At 71.4% G+C, this 18338-nt stretch carries 19 protein-coding genes; 10 read left to right on the top strand and 9 right to left on the bottom strand.

The features are described 5' to 3' along the window. Positions 1 to 5 precede the first annotated feature (5 nt). Positions 6 to 1034: an S-methyl thiohydantoin desulfurase domain-containing protein gene (locus B7W94_RS01755; RefSeq protein ID WP_085603898.1), complete on the top strand. Its 1029-nt coding sequence runs from the start codon at positions 6 to 8 to the stop codon at positions 1032 to 1034. Then, positions 1031 to 2545, top strand: a complete 1515-nt coding sequence (locus tag B7W94_RS01750) for a PucR family transcriptional regulator (RefSeq protein ID WP_085603895.1) — start codon at positions 1031 to 1033, stop codon at positions 2543 to 2545. The genes B7W94_RS01755 and B7W94_RS01750 overlap by 4 nt, the downstream gene beginning before the upstream one ends. A 22-nt stretch (positions 2546 to 2567) precedes the next feature. Here B7W94_RS01750 and B7W94_RS01745 read toward each other — a convergent pair whose 3' ends face one another. The 6 genes from B7W94_RS01745 to B7W94_RS01720 form a co-directional block, all read right to left on the bottom strand. Beyond that, entirely contained in the window at positions 2568 to 2978 is a 411-nt protein-coding gene (locus tag B7W94_RS01745; protein ID WP_025104497.1) for a VOC family protein, read from the bottom strand. Positions 2979 to 3022: 44 nt separating this feature from the next. Beyond that, on the bottom strand, positions 3023 to 3781 hold the full coding sequence (locus B7W94_RS01740; RefSeq protein WP_085603892.1) for an SDR family oxidoreductase: 759 nt from the start codon (positions 3779 to 3781) through the stop codon (positions 3023 to 3025). Between the two features lie 10 nt (positions 3782 to 3791). Beyond that, a complete protein-coding gene (locus B7W94_RS01735; protein ID WP_025104495.1) occupies positions 3792 to 4067 on the bottom strand; it encodes a hypothetical protein in 276 nt (91 codons plus the stop codon). A gap of 145 nt (positions 4068 to 4212) precedes the next feature. Then, positions 4213 to 5382 carry an RtcB family protein gene (locus B7W94_RS01730; RefSeq protein WP_085603889.1) on the bottom strand — a complete coding sequence of 390 codons (1170 nt, stop codon included), beginning with the start codon at positions 5380 to 5382 and terminating at the stop codon, positions 4213 to 4215. A 274-nt stretch (positions 5383 to 5656) separates the two neighbouring features. Continuing rightward, positions 5657 to 6058: a VOC family protein gene (locus tag B7W94_RS01725; protein WP_025104493.1), complete on the bottom strand. Its 402-nt coding sequence runs from the start codon at positions 6056 to 6058 to the stop codon at positions 5657 to 5659. Positions 6059 to 6089: 31 nt separating this feature from the next. After that, the gene (locus tag B7W94_RS01720; RefSeq protein ID WP_085603886.1) at positions 6090 to 6857 is read right to left on the bottom strand and encodes a siderophore-interacting protein; all 768 of its coding nucleotides are present in this window, start codon (positions 6855 to 6857) and stop codon (positions 6090 to 6092) included. A gap of 100 nt (positions 6858 to 6957) precedes the next feature. Here B7W94_RS01720 and B7W94_RS01715 point away from each other — a divergent pair, with 100 nt between their 5' ends. Genes B7W94_RS01715 through B7W94_RS01700 form a run of 4 tightly spaced genes read left to right on the top strand, consistent with a single transcriptional unit; the run spans position 6958 to position 10775 of the window. Continuing rightward, positions 6958 to 7953, top strand: coding sequence for a siderophore ABC transporter substrate-binding protein (locus B7W94_RS01715; protein ID WP_085603883.1), 996 nt, complete (start codon positions 6958 to 6960; stop codon positions 7951 to 7953). 47 nt (positions 7954 to 8000) lie between these two features. Beyond that, a complete protein-coding gene (locus tag B7W94_RS01710; RefSeq protein WP_085603880.1) occupies positions 8001 to 8987 on the top strand; it encodes an ABC transporter permease in 987 nt (328 codons plus the stop codon). A gap of 7 nt (positions 8988 to 8994) precedes the next feature. After that, positions 8995 to 10023 carry an iron chelate uptake ABC transporter family permease subunit gene (locus tag B7W94_RS01705; RefSeq protein ID WP_025104489.1) on the top strand — a complete coding sequence of 343 codons (1029 nt, stop codon included), beginning with the start codon at positions 8995 to 8997 and terminating at the stop codon, positions 10021 to 10023. Next, complete coding sequence (locus B7W94_RS01700) at positions 10020 to 10775, top strand: iron ABC transporter ATP-binding protein (protein WP_062635655.1); 756 nt, start codon at positions 10020 to 10022, stop codon at positions 10773 to 10775. The genes B7W94_RS01705 and B7W94_RS01700 overlap by 4 nt, the downstream gene beginning before the upstream one ends. Positions 10776 to 10781: 6 nt before the next feature. Here the strand turns inward: B7W94_RS01700 and B7W94_RS01695 are convergent, their stop codons facing one another. From B7W94_RS01695 to B7W94_RS01685, 3 genes are read right to left on the bottom strand one after another with little or no spacing between them, the layout of a single operon-like run. Beyond that, positions 10782 to 10979 carry a hypothetical protein gene (locus B7W94_RS01695; RefSeq protein ID WP_025104487.1) on the bottom strand — a complete coding sequence of 66 codons (198 nt, stop codon included), beginning with the start codon at positions 10977 to 10979 and terminating at the stop codon, positions 10782 to 10784. Positions 10980 to 11017: 38 nt separating this feature from the next. Next, positions 11018 to 11977, bottom strand: a complete 960-nt coding sequence (locus tag B7W94_RS01690; protein ID WP_085603877.1) for a DNA-3-methyladenine glycosylase family protein — start codon at positions 11975 to 11977, stop codon at positions 11018 to 11020. A gap of 53 nt (positions 11978 to 12030) precedes the next feature. Beyond that, a complete protein-coding gene (locus B7W94_RS01685) occupies positions 12031 to 12744 on the bottom strand; it encodes a winged helix-turn-helix domain-containing protein (protein ID WP_085603874.1) in 714 nt (237 codons plus the stop codon). 330 nt (positions 12745 to 13074) lie between these two features. Here B7W94_RS01685 and B7W94_RS01680 point away from each other — a divergent pair, with 330 nt between their 5' ends. The 4 genes from B7W94_RS01680 to B7W94_RS01665 all read left to right on the top strand — a co-directional run bounded on the left by B7W94_RS01680 (position 13075) and on the right by B7W94_RS01665 (position 18336). Then, on the top strand, positions 13075 to 13383 hold the full coding sequence (locus B7W94_RS01680; RefSeq protein WP_025104484.1) for a GNAT family N-acetyltransferase: 309 nt from the start codon (positions 13075 to 13077) through the stop codon (positions 13381 to 13383). A gap of 52 nt (positions 13384 to 13435) precedes the next feature. Beyond that, positions 13436 to 13918 (top strand): DIP1984 family protein, encoded by a 483-nt coding sequence (locus B7W94_RS01675; protein WP_085603871.1) that lies wholly within the window; start codon positions 13436 to 13438, stop codon positions 13916 to 13918. Between the two features lie 255 nt (positions 13919 to 14173). Further along, positions 14174 to 15343, top strand: coding sequence for an exonuclease SbcCD subunit D (locus B7W94_RS01670; protein WP_085603868.1), 1170 nt, complete (start codon positions 14174 to 14176; stop codon positions 15341 to 15343). Further along, positions 15343 to 18336 carry an AAA family ATPase gene (locus tag B7W94_RS01665; RefSeq protein ID WP_085603865.1) on the top strand — a complete coding sequence of 998 codons (2994 nt, stop codon included), beginning with the start codon at positions 15343 to 15345 and terminating at the stop codon, positions 18334 to 18336. Before B7W94_RS01670 ends, B7W94_RS01665 begins: the two co-directional genes overlap by 1 nt. Positions 18337 to 18338: the final 2 nt, after the last annotated feature.

The following is an 18338-nucleotide window of genomic DNA, read 5'->3' as shown; positions in this document are numbered from 1 at the left end:
ATCCCATGAGGCTGGAGCGGGACGACCTGGAGGCGCTCGCCCGCGGGTACGCCCTGCTCGGCTCCGGCGGCGGCGGGTCCACGACGATGCTCGAACTCATCCTCGGCACCACCGCGCCCTGGCCCCTCGACGTCGCGCCGGTGGACGCGCTGGACCCCGCCACGCCCTGTCTCGGCGTGGCCTTCGTCGGGTCGACGATGCTGCTCGGCGAGCGGATGCCCGGTGCCGCGCCCTTCGCCCCGCTGCTGCGGGCGGTGGAGAGATGGCTCGGACATCCCGTCCCGGCGGTGTGCTCGCTCGAGGGCGGAGGGATGAACGGCCTCGCGCCGCTCACTCTGGCCGGATCGCACACCGTGGTGGACGCCGACTGCACGGGGCGTGCGGTGCCGGGACTCGATCAGATGTCGCTGTTCGTCGACCGCGTGCCGGGACTGGTCTTCGCGTGCGAGACCGGGGCCGACGGGGTGGCGCTCGTGGAGGCGACGAGGGCGATCGATGCCGAGCGCGTGGTGCGTTCGGCCATCATCCAGGCCGGAGGCGTCGGCTGCGCCGTTCTCGCCGGCTTCACCGTCGGCGACCTGCGCGAGCACGCCATCGCCGACCACCTCGCCCGCGCGCTCGCCCTCGGCCGCAGCTTCCTGGCGCACCGGGCGGCACCGCTGCCGGTCCTCGCCGAGGTGCTCGGGGGGACGCTGCTCGCCGAGGGCCGCATCGTGACCACCGCGTCCTCCGCGGCCGACCCGCACGTGAACGCGGTCGAGATCGCCGGACTCGGCGGAGCGGTGCACCGCATCGTCACCCGGTCCGAGACCCTCGCGGTGCTCACCGACGGCCTGCTGGTGGCCGCGGCGCCCGAGATCATCGTCCTCCTGGATGCCGTGTCCCGAGACGTCCTCGAAGTCACCGAGCTGGCCCCCGGGCGCACCGTGGCGGCCCTCGCCCTCCCCGCTCCCGCATGGTGGAACGCCCGCCCCGAGCGTCGGGCCCGGGTGGTGCCTTCCGCCTATGGGCTCGTCGATCTGGACGCGGCGTGAGCGGGGCGCTCGCGCTGCCGGCGCTGCTGGCGCAGGAGGAGAACGGCGTCCTCCGCCACGTCGCGGGCCCGCGGGATGTCGCGTGGGACGCGGTGGTGGTGGAAGCCGGCGAGTCCGACCTGCCCGACGAGGGCATCGGCCGGCTCGCGATCCTCACGTCCGGGGCGCCGATCGCCACCTGGCAGCAGGACGCGATGCTGCGCCGGGTCCGTGACCGCGGGTTCACGGGGCTCGCGCTCCCCGGCGCAGCCGGTGTCGACCCCGGGGCGCTCCGCCTCGCGGACCGGATCGGTCTCGCCCTGCTCGATGTCGAGAGGCCGGTCCAGCTCGCCCGCGCCTGCTGGATGCTCATCGAGGCCCGCGACGCTCTGACGCTCACGCGGGTGCGCAAGGTCGCGCAGTCGTTCGAGTACGCCGCCGACGACCTCGGCGACCTGCTCGGACACCTCGCGGCGAACCTCGGTCTGGGCGTCGCCCTCGTCGACGCCGCGGGAGTGCTCCGTGAAGCCGGCGGACACCTGGACGCCGAACTGCACGCGGCGATCCGCTTCGACGCGTGGAGCGACAGTGCCAGGGCGGGGGAGGGCACGGCCGCCTCGGTGCGGGTGGACAGCCCCGGCCGGTCCGGTCTGCGTCTCGTCCTGTTCGGCCACGGCTTCGGAGAGGCACAGCTGCGGTCGCTCCTGGTGGCCGCGGAGGTCGCCATGCCCGCGGTGGCCGCCCGCATCCTCATCGACGAGATCGCGGCCGTCAACGACGTCGCGGCATCGTCGGGGCTGCTGCGGGACTTCGTCGAGCTCCGCGGAGCCGCCGATGCCGATGTGGAACGGCGCATGGCGGAGCGGGGGTGGCGCACCGGAGGGCATCACCTCGGGTTCCGCATGGTGGCGCGCAGCCGGGTGGAGCCGCTCGCACTCCTCCGTGCGATCAGGCCCGGGCTCAGCGCGATCGACGCCGAGGCGCACGCGACCACGGCGGGTCGAGGCCTCAGCGGCTGGCTCTCGTTCGCTGAGGCCCCGGGGCCCGATCGCATCGAGCGGGCCGTGACGGCACTGCGCGATCTCCACCTCACGGCACTGCGCGACTTCGCCGTGGCGACCGGGGTGGGCTCGGCGCAGACCGGGCCGGAAGGACTGGCGGCGACCCTCGACGAGGCCGGCGACGCCGCACGGATCGCCGCGGCCCGGTCGGCCACCGGATGGTTCGTCCGCGTCGACAGCCTCGGGCTCGAACAGCTCCTGCTCGCCTGGACCGGCAACGACACCTTCGTCCCGGCCGCGCAGTCGCTGCTCGCCCCTCTGGCCGAGGGGAACGGGGAACTGCTCAGGACCCTGTCGGCCTACCTCGACCACGAGTCCGGCATCGCGGCCACCGCGGCCGCTCTCGGGCTGCACCGCAACACGGTGGCCGTGCGGATCCGCCGGGTGCAGGAGCTCCTCGGGATCGACATGAACGACCCCGAGGCGCGGCTGGCGCTGCATCTCGCGTGCCGGGCGGTGCTGCCGGGCTGAGCCCGGAGCACACCGTCCGGGGTCACTCCGGGTCGCCGTGCAGCATCCAGGCGATCCCGAAGCGGTCGACGAGCATCCCGAACGTCCCGCCCCACGGCGGCACATCGAGCGGCATCGTGATCGTGGCGCCTTCGGAGAGGCGGTCCCACACCTGCCGGGTGACCTCCTGGGTGTTGCCGCTCAGGGACACGGAGACGCCCTGCGGCTTCTCGTAGGTCATGCCCTCCGGGGTGTCCGACGCCATGAGCACGAGGCCGTCGGGGGTCGTGAGCTGCGCATGCATCACGAGGTCCTTCTGGCTCGGATCCTGCACCATGTCGGGGAAGTCGCCGAAGACCGTGATGTCGAGATCTCCGCCGAGGACTCCCCGGTAGAACTCCATGGCCTCGCGGGCCTCGGTGCGGAAGGACAGGTAGGGATTGAGGTTCGCCATGCGTGCTCCTGGTCGCTCGACTGCTGGAAGACCCCCGCCCCTCCTCAGTCTGCGCGCGCCGGCACCGCCTCGGCAAGCCATTCTGTGAACGTCTGCGTCCCGCGCACGGCATCCGGTCCCGGCAGCGCCTTCCCCGCGCGCATCCCCGCCATCTGCGGGCCGGGCACGTTCAGCGCCGGGATCCAGCCTCGGTACCCGATGCGCCGAGCGTACGCCCGCACCATGTCGGCGAGCTGCTCTTCGCGGGGGCCGGCGAAGTCAGGCACTCGACCCTGCGCGTCCCCGATCGCGAGCGTGACGAGCCGCTCCGCGACCTCGCGGGCCGCCACCGGCTGCGTGCGCGCACGCGGGGCGAGATGCAGCGGCCCCGCCTTCGCGCGCGCGAACATCTGCGCGGCGAACTCGTGGAACTGCGTGGCTCGGAGGATCGTGGAGGGGACGGCGGACGCGGAGACCAGCTTCTCCTGGGCCACTTTGCCCGCGTAGTAGTCGTAGGGGATCCGGTCGATGCCGACGATGGAGAGCAGGACGACGTGCCCCACGCCGGTGTCCGCGGCGGCGGCGAGGAGGTTCCCGGTGGCGGCGGTGAAGAACTCGATCGCCGTGCTCGCCTTCAGGGTCTCGACGCTCACGACATCGATCACGGCATCGGCTCCGGTCAGCGCCGCCTCCAGCCCGCGCCCGCTGACCAGATCGACGCCGTGCGAACGACTGAGCACGACGGCCTCATGACCGGCGCCCCGGACGGCCTCCACCGTGGGCGTGCCGACGACGCCGGTCCCTCCTGCGACGACGATCCTCATGCGTCGATCCTCACTCCCGATCCAGCCCGAAAGTGCGCTTCACGAGCGCCTGCACATCACGGTCGAGCCCGTCGATGCGGGCGTTGACGCCGTCGATGCGCGTGCCGACCGCGTCGAAGCGGGTGTTGACCGCATCGAAGCGCGCGGTCATCTCGTTCCGCAGGCCCCCGATCTCGCTGCGGAGGACGCGGATGAACAGCGTCGAGACGACCGTGAGCATGCCCATCATCAGCGCCGTGAACGCGCCGATCATGGTCCAGACCTGCGCACCGTCCATGGTTTCCATCCCCTCATCGTGGCACCGGATCCTTCAGCCTGCCAGCATCCTGGCGGACGCCACGCCCGGCCGCTCGCGCTCTGTGGAGACACCGGAGATCGCGGGGATTCGGGAGGAAGGGCCGGGTGAGGATCCCTCCTCACCCGGCCCTCGGTCAGTCGCCCTTCACGTTCACGAGCTGTCGCAGCATGTGCCGGATCCGCACCAGGCTCGCCGCATCCTCCATCACCCGATCGATGGGCTTGTAGGCCTGGGGGATCTCATCGATGAAGGCGTCGGTGTCCCGGAACTCGATGCCGGCCATCGCCTCCCGCAGCTGCGCGTGGGTGAACGTCTTCCGCGCCGCGGACCGCGAGTACTCCCGCCCGGCACCGTGCGGGGAGGAGTTCAGCGACAGCGGGTCGCCGAGCCCCTCCACCACGTACGATGCCGTGCCCATCGACCCGGGGATGAGTCCGGGCCGACCCGCGTCCGCCTGGATCGCGCCCTTGCGGGACACCCAGACGCGCTTTCCGAAGTGCATCTCCGACTCCGTGAAGTTGTGGTGGCAGTTGATCCGCTCCTCCTCCTCGACCGGAGCGCCGAGGAAGTCGGAGAGCTGCCGGATGACGCGGTCCATCATCTCCTCGCGGTTCAGCAACGCGAAGTGCTGTGCCCACCGGAGCTCGCGGATGTAGCGCGTGAACTCCGGCGTGCCCTCGACGAGGTAGGCCAGGTCGGGGTCGGGCAGGTCGATCCACCACTGCTTCGCCAGCCGCTGCGCGACCGCGATGTGGTGCCCGGCGATCTTGTTGCCCACGCCGCGGGACCCGGAATGCAGGAACAGCCAGACCCGGTCGAGCTCGTCCACCGACACCTCGATGAAGTGGTTCCCCGAGCCGAGCGTGCCGAGCTGGAGCCGCCAGTTCTTCGCGTAGCCCTCGGGGTCGAACTCGGCCGCACGTGCTCGCTCCTCCAGCTCGGCGATGCGCGGTGCGGCCGTCGCCACGACCTTGTTGTTGTAGCGCCCGGCGGACAGCGGGATCGCGCGCTCGATCTGCTCCCGGAGCGCGGCGAGGTCGCGCCCGTCGACGTCGTCCTTCGTGAACGGCGTGCGGACGGCGATCATGCCGCAGCCGATGTCGACGCCGACGGCCGCGGGGATGATCGCGCCGAGCGTCGGGATGACAGACCCGACGGTCGCGCCCTTGCCGAGGTGCGCATCCGGCATCAGCGCCAGGTGCGGGTGGATGAACGGCATGCGTGAGGTGGTGCGGGCCTGATCGAGGGTCTTCTCATCGATCAGGGACGCCCACGACAGCAGCCGCGCGGAGAGCCTCTCCATGATTCCTTTCCTTGTGGTGGTGTCCGGCCACAGGTCAGGGAGTCTTCCGACGGAAAACGCCCCGGACCTGACGGTGCGGGGCGTTGCGAGAGCGGATGCTGTCACACGGCGCGCGCCGGAGGGTACGACTCGTCGCGGTCATTGCGCTTCTGCGGAAGCGGCAATGCCACGTTCTGGGGAAGATTCCGCGGGGCGGTCATCCGTTGTCTCCTCGGCTGGTGTGCGGCGCCGGTCGGCACAGCCTTGCCACCCTAGGCGGCGACACGCCCGGGCGTCAAGCGTCCTTCGGCGGGTTGTACATGAACTCGAGCCGGATGCCGTCGGCGTCCTCGACGAAAGAGGCGTAGTACCGCTCGCTGTACCGCGGATACTCCTTCGGCTCGCGCACCGCGGTCCAGCCGGCGTCGAGGGCGAGGTCGTGGAGTCGGTCGACCTCGGCGCGCGACGGCACCGCGAAGGCCATGTGCTGCCAGCCGACGCGGCCGTGGCGGTGAGGCGTGGAATCGTCGTCCCACGTGTAGAGGATGATCTCGGTCTCGTCGCCGGTGTGCCAGGAGATCGAGTGATCGTCCTCCCCACCGAGCTCGTAGCCGAGCGCGGTGAGCACGGGATGGAACTGCGCGCGTCCGCGCTCCAGGTCGGCGACGGTGATGCCCAGGTGATCGAGGAGAGCCATGCGCCCAGTCTGTCAGCGCAGCGGTCGCCTGTCAGTGCGGAGCGTGGTATTCGGCTTCGCCGCGCTTCCAGTAGCCCTTCACGACGGCGTTCGCGCTGTCCACGCCCCAGCGTGCGAGCAGGGCACGGCCGGGTTTCACGATGGACTGCTCGGCGGCGATGAAGACGAACGGGTCGTCTCCCACGACGTCGTCCGCGGTCAGCGCGTCGAGGAAGGCGATCAGCGCGGAGCCGGCGGGCGCCTCCCCGCGGTGCAGCCACTCGACAGGCACCGGAGCGTCGATCTCGACCTCCCGGCCGGCCGACACCGTCTCGATGACGATGCGTGCGGGGGTGTCGGCGGGGATGAGGGCGGCGAAGCGACGGATCGCGGGGATGGCGGTCTCGTCGCCGACGAGGAGCCATGACCCCGGCTCTCCGGCGAGGACGGCGGCGCCGCGCGGCCCGCCGACGCCGATGGTCGACCCGAGCGGGGCGTTCGCGGCCCACGGGGCGGCCACGCCCTGATCGCCGTGCACGGCGAACTCCACGTCGAGCCAGTCGTCACCCCAGGCGAGGGGCGTGTACTCGCGGCTCGGGGAGGCCCGCAGCTCCTCCACCGAGTCCACGGGGCCGCTCGGGAAGAAGAGCCGCATGTGGTCGTCGGAACCCGGGGAGTCGAAGCCGGCGAGGTCGGGCCCGGACAGGCGGACGCGCACGAAATCCGGAGCGAGCCATTCGCGGGCGCTCAGCGTGACGTTGCGGAAGCGCAGCTCGAGGCCGCGACGCTCGATCGAGAAACCGGATTTCGTATCGCTCATAAAGTAAGGCTAACCTAAAAACCGACGCGGTCGGCTCGCCCGCCCGTCGGACCGGCGCCCCACGAGGGCGCACACATCCCCGCAGAACAGGAGTCTCTCCATGTCCGTGCCCAGAACCCTCACCGCCACGAGCGTCGCTCTCGTCGGCCTGCTCGCCCTCTCCGGCTGCGCGTCCGGCGGCGAAGCCGAACCCGAAGAGACGACGGCGGAATCGGGGACCGTGACCATCGAGGACAACACCGGCACGCACGAGATCACCACGCCGCCGACCTCGGTCGTCGCTCTGGACAACCGGACCTTCCAGACCCTCTCCGACTGGGGCATCGAGCTCTCCGCCGGCGCGGTCTCCCTCATGCCGGAGACCGTCTCCTACGTGAAGGACGAGGACATCGTCGACATCGGCCTGCACTCCGAGCCCGACCTCGAGGCCATCGTCGCCGCCGACCCCGACCTCATCATCAGCGGCCAGCGGTTCACACAGCACAACGAGGCCATCGCCGAGCTCGTCCCTGACGCCACGATCATCGACCTGGAGCCGCGGGACGGCGAGCCCTTCGACGAGGAGCTCAAGCGGCAGACCACCGCCCTGGGCGAGATCTTCGGCAAGCAGGACGAGGCACAGAAGCTCGTCGAGGAGTTCGACGCCGCTGTGGACCGCGCGAAGGCGGCCTACGACGACGCCGACACCGTCATGGCGGTGAACACTTCGGGCGGGCAGATCGGCTACCTTGCTCCGACCGTCGGCCGCTCGCTGGGACCGATCTACGACATGCTCGGCCTCACGCCGGCACTGCAGGTCGACGACGCGACCGACGACCACCAGGGCGACGAGATCTCGGTCGAGGCGATCGCCGCCTCGAACCCCGACTGGATCCTGGTGCTCGACCGGGATGCCGTGTTCGCGGCGGAGACGCCGGACTACGTGCAGGCGGCGGAGATCATCGAGAGCTCCGAGGCGCTCGCCGGCGTGACCGCCGTGAAGGACGACCAGATCGTCTACATGCCCACGGACACCTACCTGAACGAGAGCATCCAGACGTACACGACGTTCCTCAACGACCTCGCCGACGCGCTCGAGACGAGCGCCGACAAGTAAGGGCTGTGCGGCGGCGTCCCACCGGGGCGCCGCCGCCGGCATCCCCCATGACCTCTCCTCTCCTCACATCGACACCGCGATCGTCCGCACGGCTGTTCGATCCGAAGCTGCTCATCGGCGTCCTCGTCGTGGCGGCACTCCTGGTGATCTCGCTCTTCACCGGCGTGTACGACATCGCGGGCGCGGACGACGGCGCGCAGATGTTCCAGATCACCCGCGTTCCCCGCACGATCGCGCTGGTGCTCGCCGGCGCGGCGATGGCGATGGCCGGCCTCGTCATGCAGCTGCTCACGCAGAACCGCTTCGTCGAGCCGACCACCACCGGGACCACGGAGTGGGCGGGACTCGGGCTCCTCGCCGTGATGGTGCTCGTGCCGCAGCCCTCGCTTCCGCTGCGCATGGCCGGAGCCGTGCTCGCCGCGTTCGTCGGCACGATGGTGTTCTTCGCGTTCCTCCGCCGCGTCGCGTTGAAGTCGTCGCTCATCGTGCCCATCGTCGGCATCATGCTGGGCGCGGTGGTCGGCGCCATCACGACCTACTTCGCCCTCGCCACGAACTCGCTGCAGATCATCGGCGTCTGGTTCGCGGGCAGCTTCACGTCGGTCATGCGCGGCCAGTACGAGATGCTGTGGATCGTCGCCATCATCGGCGTCATCGTCTTCCTCGTGGCCGACCGGCTGACCATCGCCGGGCTGGGGGAGGAGATCGCCACCAACGTCGGGGTGAACTACAACCGGATGATCCTGCTCGGCACCGCGCTGATCGCGGTGACGACCGGCGTGGTGACCGTCGTCGTCGGCAACCTCCCCTTCCTGGGGCTCATCGTCCCGAACATCGTCTCGATGGTCCGTGGTGACGACCTGCGCAGCAATCTGCCGTGGGTGTGTCTTCTCGGCATCGCGATCGTCACCGTCTGCGACATCATCGGGCGGACGATCATCATGCCGTTCGAGGTGCCGGTGTCGCTGATCCTCGGTGTCGTCGGCGCGGTCGTGTTCGTGCTCCTCCTCCTTCGGCAGCGTCGTCGTGGCTGAGGCGACGATGACGGCGACCACGGCCCCGCGGACGACGCGGTCGGCCGGGGCGTTCACGACCGCACGGGCGCGCCGCCGCTACATCGTCGTGCTGGTGGTGCTCGGCGTGATCGCCCTCGGTTCCGCCTTCGGTCTCCTCGCCTGGGACAACCCGCTCCCCGTCGGCACCCCCGGCTTCTGGCGCATCGCGCAGCACCGCGCGACCGCCGTGGTCGTGATGGCGCTCGTCGCGGTCGCCCAGGCCGTCGCCACGGTGAGCTTCCAGACGGTCACGAACAACCGGATCATCACTCCCTCGATCATGGGCTTCGAGTCGTTGTACCGCGTCGTGCAGACCACGACCGTGTACCTCTTCGGGGTGGCGGGTCTGGTGGCGATCCAGGGCGTCGGACAGTTCGCCCTCCAGGTGCTCGTCATGGTCGGGCTCGCCGTCGTGCTCTACGGGTGGCTGCTGTCGGGCCGATACGGCAACCTCCAGATCATGCTGCTCGTGGGCATCGTGATCGGGGGAGGCCTCGGGGCGATCGCCACCTTCATGCAGCGGCTGCTCACCCCCAGCGAGTTCGATGTGCTCGCCGCCCGGCTGTTCGGCAACGTCTCCAACGCCGACCCTTCGTACCTCCCGCTCGCGGTCCCGCTCGTGATCGCGGCGTCCGCCCTGCTGTGGCTGCGGTCCCGGCGGTTGAACGTGCTCGCGCTCGGTCCCGATGCCGCGCGATCGCTGGGGCTCGACCACCGCAGGGAGCAGTTCCTCGTCCTGACGCTCGTCGCGGTGCTGATGGCCACCTCCACCGCCCTGGTCGGACCGATGACCTTCCTGGGCTTCCTCGTGGCGACGCTCGCCTACCAGTTCGCCGACACGCACGACCATCGGCTGATCTTCCCGGTCGCCGTCCTCACCGCGTTCTCGATCCTGGCGGGGGCGTACTTCGTCATGAAGAACGTCTTCTACGCGCAGGGCATGGTGTCGATCCTCATCGAGATCGTGGGCGGCACCGTGTTCCTCATCGTCATCCTCCGAAAGGGCAGACTGTGATCGCACTCGACGGCGTCCGCCGTGACTACAGCAGCGAGGTGGCGATCGGCCCCGTCGACCTCCGGATCCCGACCGGCGGGATCACGGCCCTCATCGGGCCGAACGGTGCCGGCAAATCGACGCTCCTGACCATGATCGGCCGGCTGAACGGGATGGACGCCGGAGCCATCGAGATCGCCGGGCTCGACGTCGCCTCCACGAAGTCGAAGGATCTGGCCAAGGTGGTCTCGATCCTCCGCCAGGAGAACCACTTCGTGACCAGGCTCACCGTGCGGCAGCTCGTGGGTTTCGGCCGCTTCCCGCACTCCCAGGGCCGGTTGACGAGGGCCGACGAGGAGGTCATCAGCCAGGCGATCGACTTCCTCGATCTAGGGGCGCTCGAGGGGCGCTACCTCGACGAGCTCTCGGGCGGGCAGCGGCAGCGGGCCTACGTGGCCATGGTCCTCGCGCAGGACACGGAGTTCGTGCTGCTGGACGAGCCCCTCAACAACCTCGACATGCGGCACGCCGTGCAGATGATGAAGCACCTGCGGCGGGCGGCGGAGGAGCTCGGGCGCACGATCGTCATCGTGCTGCACGACATCAACTTCGCCGGGCACTACGCCGACCACATCTGCGCCATGAAGGACGGCCGGGTGGTGGAGTTCGGCCCGCCGGCGGAGATCATGACGGACGACGTGCTGAGCCGGGTGTTCGACACCCCGGTGCAGGTCGTGGAGGGCCCGTCCGGCCCCCTCGCCGTCTACTACTGACGGGCGTCAGAGCTCGACGCCATGGTCCTCGTCGTTCACGCCCGCGTTGTGACCGCGGCGGGACTCGTAGCCGAGGAACCAGCCGAACCACACGATCGCGGCGAGCAGCACGCCCAGCCAGACGTTCTGGAAGATGAGGCCGAGGACGACACCGGCGATCAGCAGGCCGACCGTGACGAAGATGCGCAGGGCGGTACGGGACATGCGCTCAGCATACGTCGGTCGCTGCGATCACAGACCGATCAGCGTCGGCGGTGGTCCTCCGGGGCGAGCCGGGGCCCGCGCCGTGCCTCGGCGACGCCGCTCGCGAAGATGAGCCGGATGACGCGCTGCCGGTGGCCGGCCCAGGGAGCGAGCAGTTCGATCATGCCGGCATCGTCCGTGCGGTGCCCGGTCAGGGCATGCCCGACCTCGTGCGCCAGATGGTAGTCGCCGACACTGACGGCATCGGGGTCGCCCAGCGCGCGGATCCGGGTCTCCGCAGCGGTCCAGACGCCGACTCCGGGCAGGCTCGTGAGCACGCGGTCACGGTCAGCGCCGGTCGTGGCCGCTCGGACGGCAGCGGCGATGCGGTCGCCGCGCTCCGCCGCCCGCACGATGGTCTTCGACTGGGGCGGCTCCACTCCGGCGCGATGCCACGCCCAGGACGGGATGCGTCGCCACTGCGCCGCCGTGGGAGCGACGGCCATCGGTCGCGGCGTCGGCCCCGGTGCCGGGTCGCCGTAGCGCGACACGAGGTACCTCCAGGCGCCGAAGGCCTGCATGGAGGTGACCTTCTGCTCGAGGATGCCGCAGGCGAGGGCATCGAAGACCTCATCCGTCCGCGCGAGCCGGATGCCGGGGTGCCGCCGGGCCGCCTCGGCGATGAGGGGGTGCAGGGAGGGATCGAAGCCGGTCGGGTCGTCGCCGGCACCGCACAGCGTCGGCACGAGGGCGAGGGCGTGCTCGGCACCCGGACCCCAGGCGGTCGCCTTGACCTCGTTCCCCGACATCCGCAGTGCGAGCGTCGACGGACCCTGCGGCGTGCGGACCGCGCGCCAGATGACCGGGCCGTCGAAGACCATCGTCGGATCGGTGCCGCCGCGGCGCAGCATGCCGACGGTGCGCCGGAGATCGAGCGGCTGCGGCGGGCGGTACGTCGTCTCCCGCGGAGGGTCCGCGCGGACGGCGCCCGCCGTCGCGGGGGCGGCGGCGAGGGTCATGCGCCCACCCTACGCGCGGCTCCTGACACCGGCCTCCCGGAGAGGGAAGCGCGTCAGAAGCGGTCGGGCGACGGGGTTCCGTGGCCGTAGCGGATGACGACATCGGCGTGACGGTCGAACCGGTAGCCGATGCCGCGCACGGTACGGACGATGTCCTCGTAGCGGCCGAGCTTCGCCCGCAGCCGGCGCACGTGCACGTCGATCGTGCGCTCGCCCGGCGTCTCGTCGTCCTGGGCCTGCCAGAGGGCGGCGACGAGCTCGCTGCGCTCGATCGTGCGGCCCTCGCGGAGGACGAGGTACTGCAGCAGCTCGAACTCCTTGTAGGTGAAGGCGGCGGATTCGCCGTCGATGAGCACGCGCTTGCGGGAGATGTCGACGGTGACGCCGGACTCCTCGGGCGTGGTCTCCTCCTCGGCGGCGGCCTTGGTGCGGGCAATCGCGCCGGGCTCCTGCAGGGCGAGACGCACGACGTCGAGGTCTCGGCCGCCGGAGCCGTGCGGGGCGAGGGCGACGGTGGCGTGGGTCTCGGCGCCGGGCGCGAGCTCGGCCAGCGTGCGGCGGAGGGCGTCGACGAGCAGCGGAAGGCTCACACCGGCTTCGGCGGCCTTGATCTCGTCCAGGCCGACGTAGAGGGCGAAGCCGCGGGGCGAGCGGACGGCGGGGAGGTCGGCGCCGGCCGGGGCCAACGGGGCCGACGGCTCGGCGGGTCGGACGGTGCGGTTCGGGGCGGTGACGGCGGGACGCTCGAGAAGGGCGGAGTTCGACATGATGATGGGTCCTCAGGACGTGAGCCCGACGGGAGGGGGCTCGGATGCGTTGCACGAATGACCGGCGGAGCCGGGGAAGCGAGCACGGGTGTGTGCTCGGGACGCTGCTCTCGCAGATGGCGAGGAGTCAGGTCAGGCGAGGTGGCTGTTCGTTCAGCGACACATTCGGCAACACATGTCAACGCGACCGGGCATCATCATCCCGGCAGTCCCGTTCGCCTCCTGGGCGGACAAAGGGCGTGCGTTGATGGTCATGGGGGGATTATGTCCGATCGTGACGGGACATGTCAAAACGCCCGGGCGCGTCGCAAGAGGCGTAACGTGACACGGATGACGATCTCGCACACCGTCGGCGGCTTCATCCTGACCGACGAGAAGGACGCATCGCGGTACACCCTCACGCGCGACGGGAAGCTCGTCAGCGTGCTCGACTACCGGGACGACGGCCACACGGTCGCCCTCACCCGGGCCTACACGGTCCCGGCATTCCGCGGGAACGGGTACGCCGGGAAGGTGGTCGAGGGGGCCGTGGCCGACATCGCGGAGCGCGGCGACCGCAAGGTGGACGCCGTCTGCTGGTACGTGGCGGAGTGGTTCGCCGCGCACCCCGAGCAGTCGGGTCTTCTCCGCACGCGCTGATCTTCCGGCTGTATGACGAACTGTTACGGCCGCCGCCTGCGAGGATGAGGGCATGAGACTCGCCGAAGCCCTCGCCGCCCGCGCCGACCTGCAGCGCCGCATCGAGCAGCTGCGGGCGCGCATCGTCGCGAACGCCCGGTACCAGGAGGGCGAGGAGCCCGCCGAGGACGCGACGGCGTTGATCGAGGAGGCGGATGCTGCGCTGACCCGGCTGCAGAGCCTCATCCGCCGCATCAACGTCACGAACGCCCGGCTCGACCTCGGCCCGGACGGGACGATGACCGATGCGCTGGCCGCGCGGGACGTGCTGCGCCTGCGTCACGCCGTGCTCACGGATGCGGCGGCCGCGGCCTCGGGGGCGAACGAGCAGTACCTGCGGCAGATGCGCTCGGAGCTGCGGCAGGTGTCCGCGCTGCCCGTCGCCGCGCTGCGTGCGCGGGCGGATGCGGTCGCCCAGGAGCTCCGAGAGCTCGACAACCGGATCCAGCAGGCGAACTGGTCGCACGACCTCGAGGAGGAGAGCGGAAGTCGGTAGTCGCGACGGAGCGGGCACAACCCTCAGCCGGCGGGGCAAGCCCGGCTCCTGTGGGCGGAGGGCAGCCCTGATCTCGCATCGCGCAGCCCCGCACGCCGCACAGGTGAAGGTGCACAGCGCATTTCGCATCACCGCGTGCCGGCCGCCGCGACGAGGGTGGGTCAGGGGACCTTCCGCTTCCTCCTCGTGACTCGGGAGATGGCGCTCCCGGCACGCCTCGGAGGGAATGTCCGAGGGTCTTCGTACCGTGGGGGTATGCGGATCCTGCACACCTCGGACTGGCACATCGGCCGGACGTTCCATGGCAACTCCACCATGGATGCGCTCGCCGAGGTGCTCGCCGCCCTGACCACGCAGGTCAGGGAGCACGAGGTGGACGTCGTCATCGTCGCGGGCGACGTGTTCGACTCCGCCACGCCCTCGGCCGCCGCCTACACCCTGCTCGGAGACGCTCTCGTCGGTCTGCACGAGACGGGAGCGCGGGTGGTCGTCACCAGTGGCAACCACGACTCCGCCGCGCGGCTGGGGTTCCAGGCCCGACTGCTGCGCGACGGCATCCACGTGCTCACCGATCCCCTCGCGGTCGGCACGCCCGTCACGATCGACGATGCCCACGGTCCCGTGCACTTCTTCGGTATCCCGTACCTGGAGCCCGCGATCGTCCGCCAGCACTGGCCGGAGGGCGACGCCGAGGGGCGGCAGCTGCGCACGCAGGCGCAGACCATGACGCACGCGATGACGCTCGTCCGCGCGGGCATGCAGGAGCACGAGGGCCGGTCGGTCGCCATCGCCCACTGCTTCGCCGCGGGCGTGGAGCCGACGGAGGGTCTCGAGCGCGAGGTGCGGCAGGGCGGCCTCGACGTCGTCCCCCTCCGCGCGTTCGACGGCCCCGACTACGTCGCACTGGGCCACATCCACGGTCGCCAGCAGGTGAGCGAGCGGGTGCGGTACGCCGGCGCTCCGCTGCACTACAGCTTCGGCGAACAGCACAAGCCGCGCGGCTCCTGGCTGGTCGACCTGGATGCCGACGGCCTTGCGGGCGTCGAGTGGCTGGAGCTTCCGGTTCCGCGGCGACTGGTCACGCTGACCGGCACCTTCGAGGAGATCCTCTGCGCAGAGAGCGTGGCCGCGCACGCCGACGCCTGGGTGTGCGCCGTCTATACCGACGACCTGCCGCAGACCGAGCCCATGCGACGGCTCCGCGAGGCGTACCCGCACTGTGCCATGGTGCAGCATCAGCCCGCTGCGACGGGAGAGGAGCGCGAGCGCTCGTACGGTGAGCGGCTGCGGTCCGCGGTGACCGATGCCGACCGGATCGAGGCGTTCCTCGAGCACGTGCGCGCCGGCCAGGGAGCCACCGAGGTCGAACGCGAGCTGATCCGCGAGGTGCTCGACGACCGCGTCCGCGCGGAAGCCCTCGTCTAGTGCGGCTGCATCGTCTGGAGGTCGAGGGGTTCGGGCCCTTCCGTGCGCGGCAGACCGTGGACTTCGACGCCTTCGCCGACGACGGGATCTTCCTCATCGCCGGCCGCACCGGAGCGGGGAAGTCGAGCATCCTCGATGCGGTCTGCTTCGGGCTGTACGGCGGGGTGCCGCGGTACGACGGCGGGGAGAAGAGGCTCCGCAGCGACCACAGCGAACCGGACGAACCCTCCGAGGTCGTCGTCGAGTTCAGCACGCCGTCCGGCCGCTACCGGGTCACGCGTTCGCCCGAGTACCTCCGGCCGGCCCGGCGGGGAGGAGGCCTGACGAAGCAGGCGGCGGCGGTCTCCCTGGAGGAGCTCACGGACGACGGCTGGGTCGGTCGCGCGGCGCGGGCCGTCGACGTGGCGCACGAGCTCGACGACATCCTTCAGCTCAGCCGCGAGCAGTTCCTGCAGGTGATCCTGCTGGCCCAGAACCGGTTCTCGGAGTTCCTGCTCGCAGGCAGCAGAGACCGGCAGGCGCTGCTGCGCCGGCTCTTCGGCACCGAGCGTTTCGAAGACGTGCAGGCGCGGTTCGACGAGCGGCGACGCCATGCCGAGCAGAGCCTCGGGGCACGTCTCGCCACGGTGTCCGCCCGGCTGGACGAGGCCGAGCGCCTCGTGGCGGATGCCGACCTCGGGCGCGACGCCGGCGACGCCGACGGCGAGGTCGGACCGGAGGTGCAGAGGGAGGGCCTTACGACGGCCGATCGCCTGGCGGAGCTGGAACGGGCGCAGGCTCGCGCTGCGTACCGGGCGGAACGGCGCGCTGCCGAGCGTCAGGAGGCGGAGAGGCGGTTCGAGGCCGCCGATGCTGTTCTGGCCGCCGCACGGGAGGATCAACGTGCCCAGAGCGAGCGCGACCGTGCCCGTGCGGCGATGGCGCGTCTGGACGCCGAGGAGGGAGCCATCGCCGAGGCGAAGGCGGAGCTCGCCAGGGCGCGGGCGGCCGAGGCGCTGCGGTCCTCGATCACCGCGGCCGACCGTGCCGTGACGGCGGCTGATGACGCGGTGGCTGCGGAGAAGCGCGCACGCGCGGACTGGGATCAGCTCGGTGTCGAGACCGACGACCTCGATGCGTGGATCGCCGACCGGACACGGGCCTCCGGGGTCTGGGAGCGCGCCGTCGCGCTGGAGGCCGAGGCACCGCGCCGCGCCGCCGAGCGCGTCACCGCAGAGGAGGCCGTCGCCACCGCCGAGCGCCGGTGCGCCGACGGCGAGGCGGAGCGCGCGGCGCTGCCCGGACGGATCGCCGCCGTCACCGCGGAGCGGGATGACGCCCGTCGGCTCGGCGACCGGCTCCCGGCCATGGAGAGCGCGCGCGTCGCTGCCGAGCTCCGCCGGGAGTCGGCGGAAGAGGCGGCACGTCTGCAGCAGGAGTGCGCCGCGGCCGACCGGGTCCTCGCCGAAGCGACGTCCGCGCAGGCCGCCGCGCAGTCGGCTCTGGCCGAGCTGCGCCAGCGCCGGATCGACGGCATGGCCGGGGAGCTGGCGTCCGCTCTGATCGAGGATCACCCGTGCCCGGTGTGCGGTGCGCGGGAGCACCCGGCCCCGGCAGACCACAGCGCCGCGGTCTCCGCGGAGGACATCGCGGCTGCGGAGACCCGGAGGGACGAGGCGGCGCGCCGCGAGCAGCAGGCGAGCTCGACCTGCACGTCGCTGCAGGTCGAGCTCGCTGCGGCTCTGGCGCGCGCGGACGGACGAGACGTCGAGACGGCGAAGGCCGAGCTCGATGCCGCCGTGGCCGCCGAGAAGGAGGCGCTCGCCGCGGCCGAGGCCGCGGGGCTGCGCGACGGCCAGCTCGTCGAACTCAGCGCCCAGCAGAGCGCGCTCGAGGAGCGGCGCGTCCAGGACGAGGCGGCCCTCGCCGAAGCCCGCGAGCAGCTCGCCCTGGTCGTCCAGCGCGACGAGGCCGCCCGTACGGCGATCGACGAGGCGCGAGGGAGCTACGCGTCGGTGGCTGAGCGCATGGCGGAGGCCACCGCCCACCTCGCCGTCGCACGCCGCCTCCTCGACGCCGAAGCCGAACGGGCGCGGAGGCAGCAGGCGGCGGCGGAGGCGGCTGCCGAGAGGGATGCCGCCCTCGACGCCTCCGAGTTCTCCGACGTCGAGGCCGCCACCGCGGCGCTGCGTCCGCCGGCGGTGCAGACAGAGCTGGACGAGCGGGTGACGACGCATGTCGTGCAACGGGAGAAGGAGCGCGCCCTGCTCTTCGACCTCGAGCTGCGCACGCTGCCGGAAGAGCCGATCGACCTCGCGCCCCATGAGCAGGCGGCGCTCGACGCCAGAGCGGCGTGGTCCGCCGCCGTCGACGAGGCCACCAGGGCGGCAGGCGACGCGGTGCGGCTGGCCGGCCTCATCGACGCTGCGAAGGACGAACATGCCCGCACGGCGGAGGATGCCGCGGCGTTCGAGGTGCTCCAGGCCCTCGCCGACACGATCGCCGGACGAGGGGCGAACACCCGCAAGATGACGCTGGAGACCTTCGTGCTGGCGGCGGAGCTCGAGGAGATCGTCGACGCCGCGAACCGCCGGCTCCACGACATGTCGGAGGGGCGCTACCGCCTGCAGCACTCCGACGCCCTGGCTGCGCGCGGTGCCGCGTCCGGGCTGGGCATCGTGGTCGCCGACGCCTTCACCGGGCAGACCCGTCCGCCGCAGTCGCTCTCGGGCGGCGAGACCTTCCTCACCTCCCTCGCGCTCGCCCTCGGACTGGCCGAGGTCGTGACGGCCCGCGCCGGAGGGATCCGCCTGGACACGCTGTTCATCGACGAGGGGTTCGGGTCGCTCGACGGCGACACGCTCGACGTCGCGATGCGCACGCTCGACGAGCTGCGGCAGGGCGGTCGCACGGTCGGCGTCATCAGCCACGTCGAGGCGATGCAGGAGCAGATCCCCGCGCAGCTCACGGTCCGTGCGCTGCCGAACGGACCGAGCGTCATCGAGACGCGCTGAGG

The sequence above is a fragment of the Microbacterium sp. LEMMJ01 genome (genome assembly GCF_002114135.1).
Taxonomy (GTDB): domain Bacteria; phylum Actinomycetota; class Actinomycetes; order Actinomycetales; family Microbacteriaceae; genus Microbacterium.
Note: the sequence above shows the minus strand (reverse complement) of the source record. Positions and strands in the feature narration are given on the sequence as shown.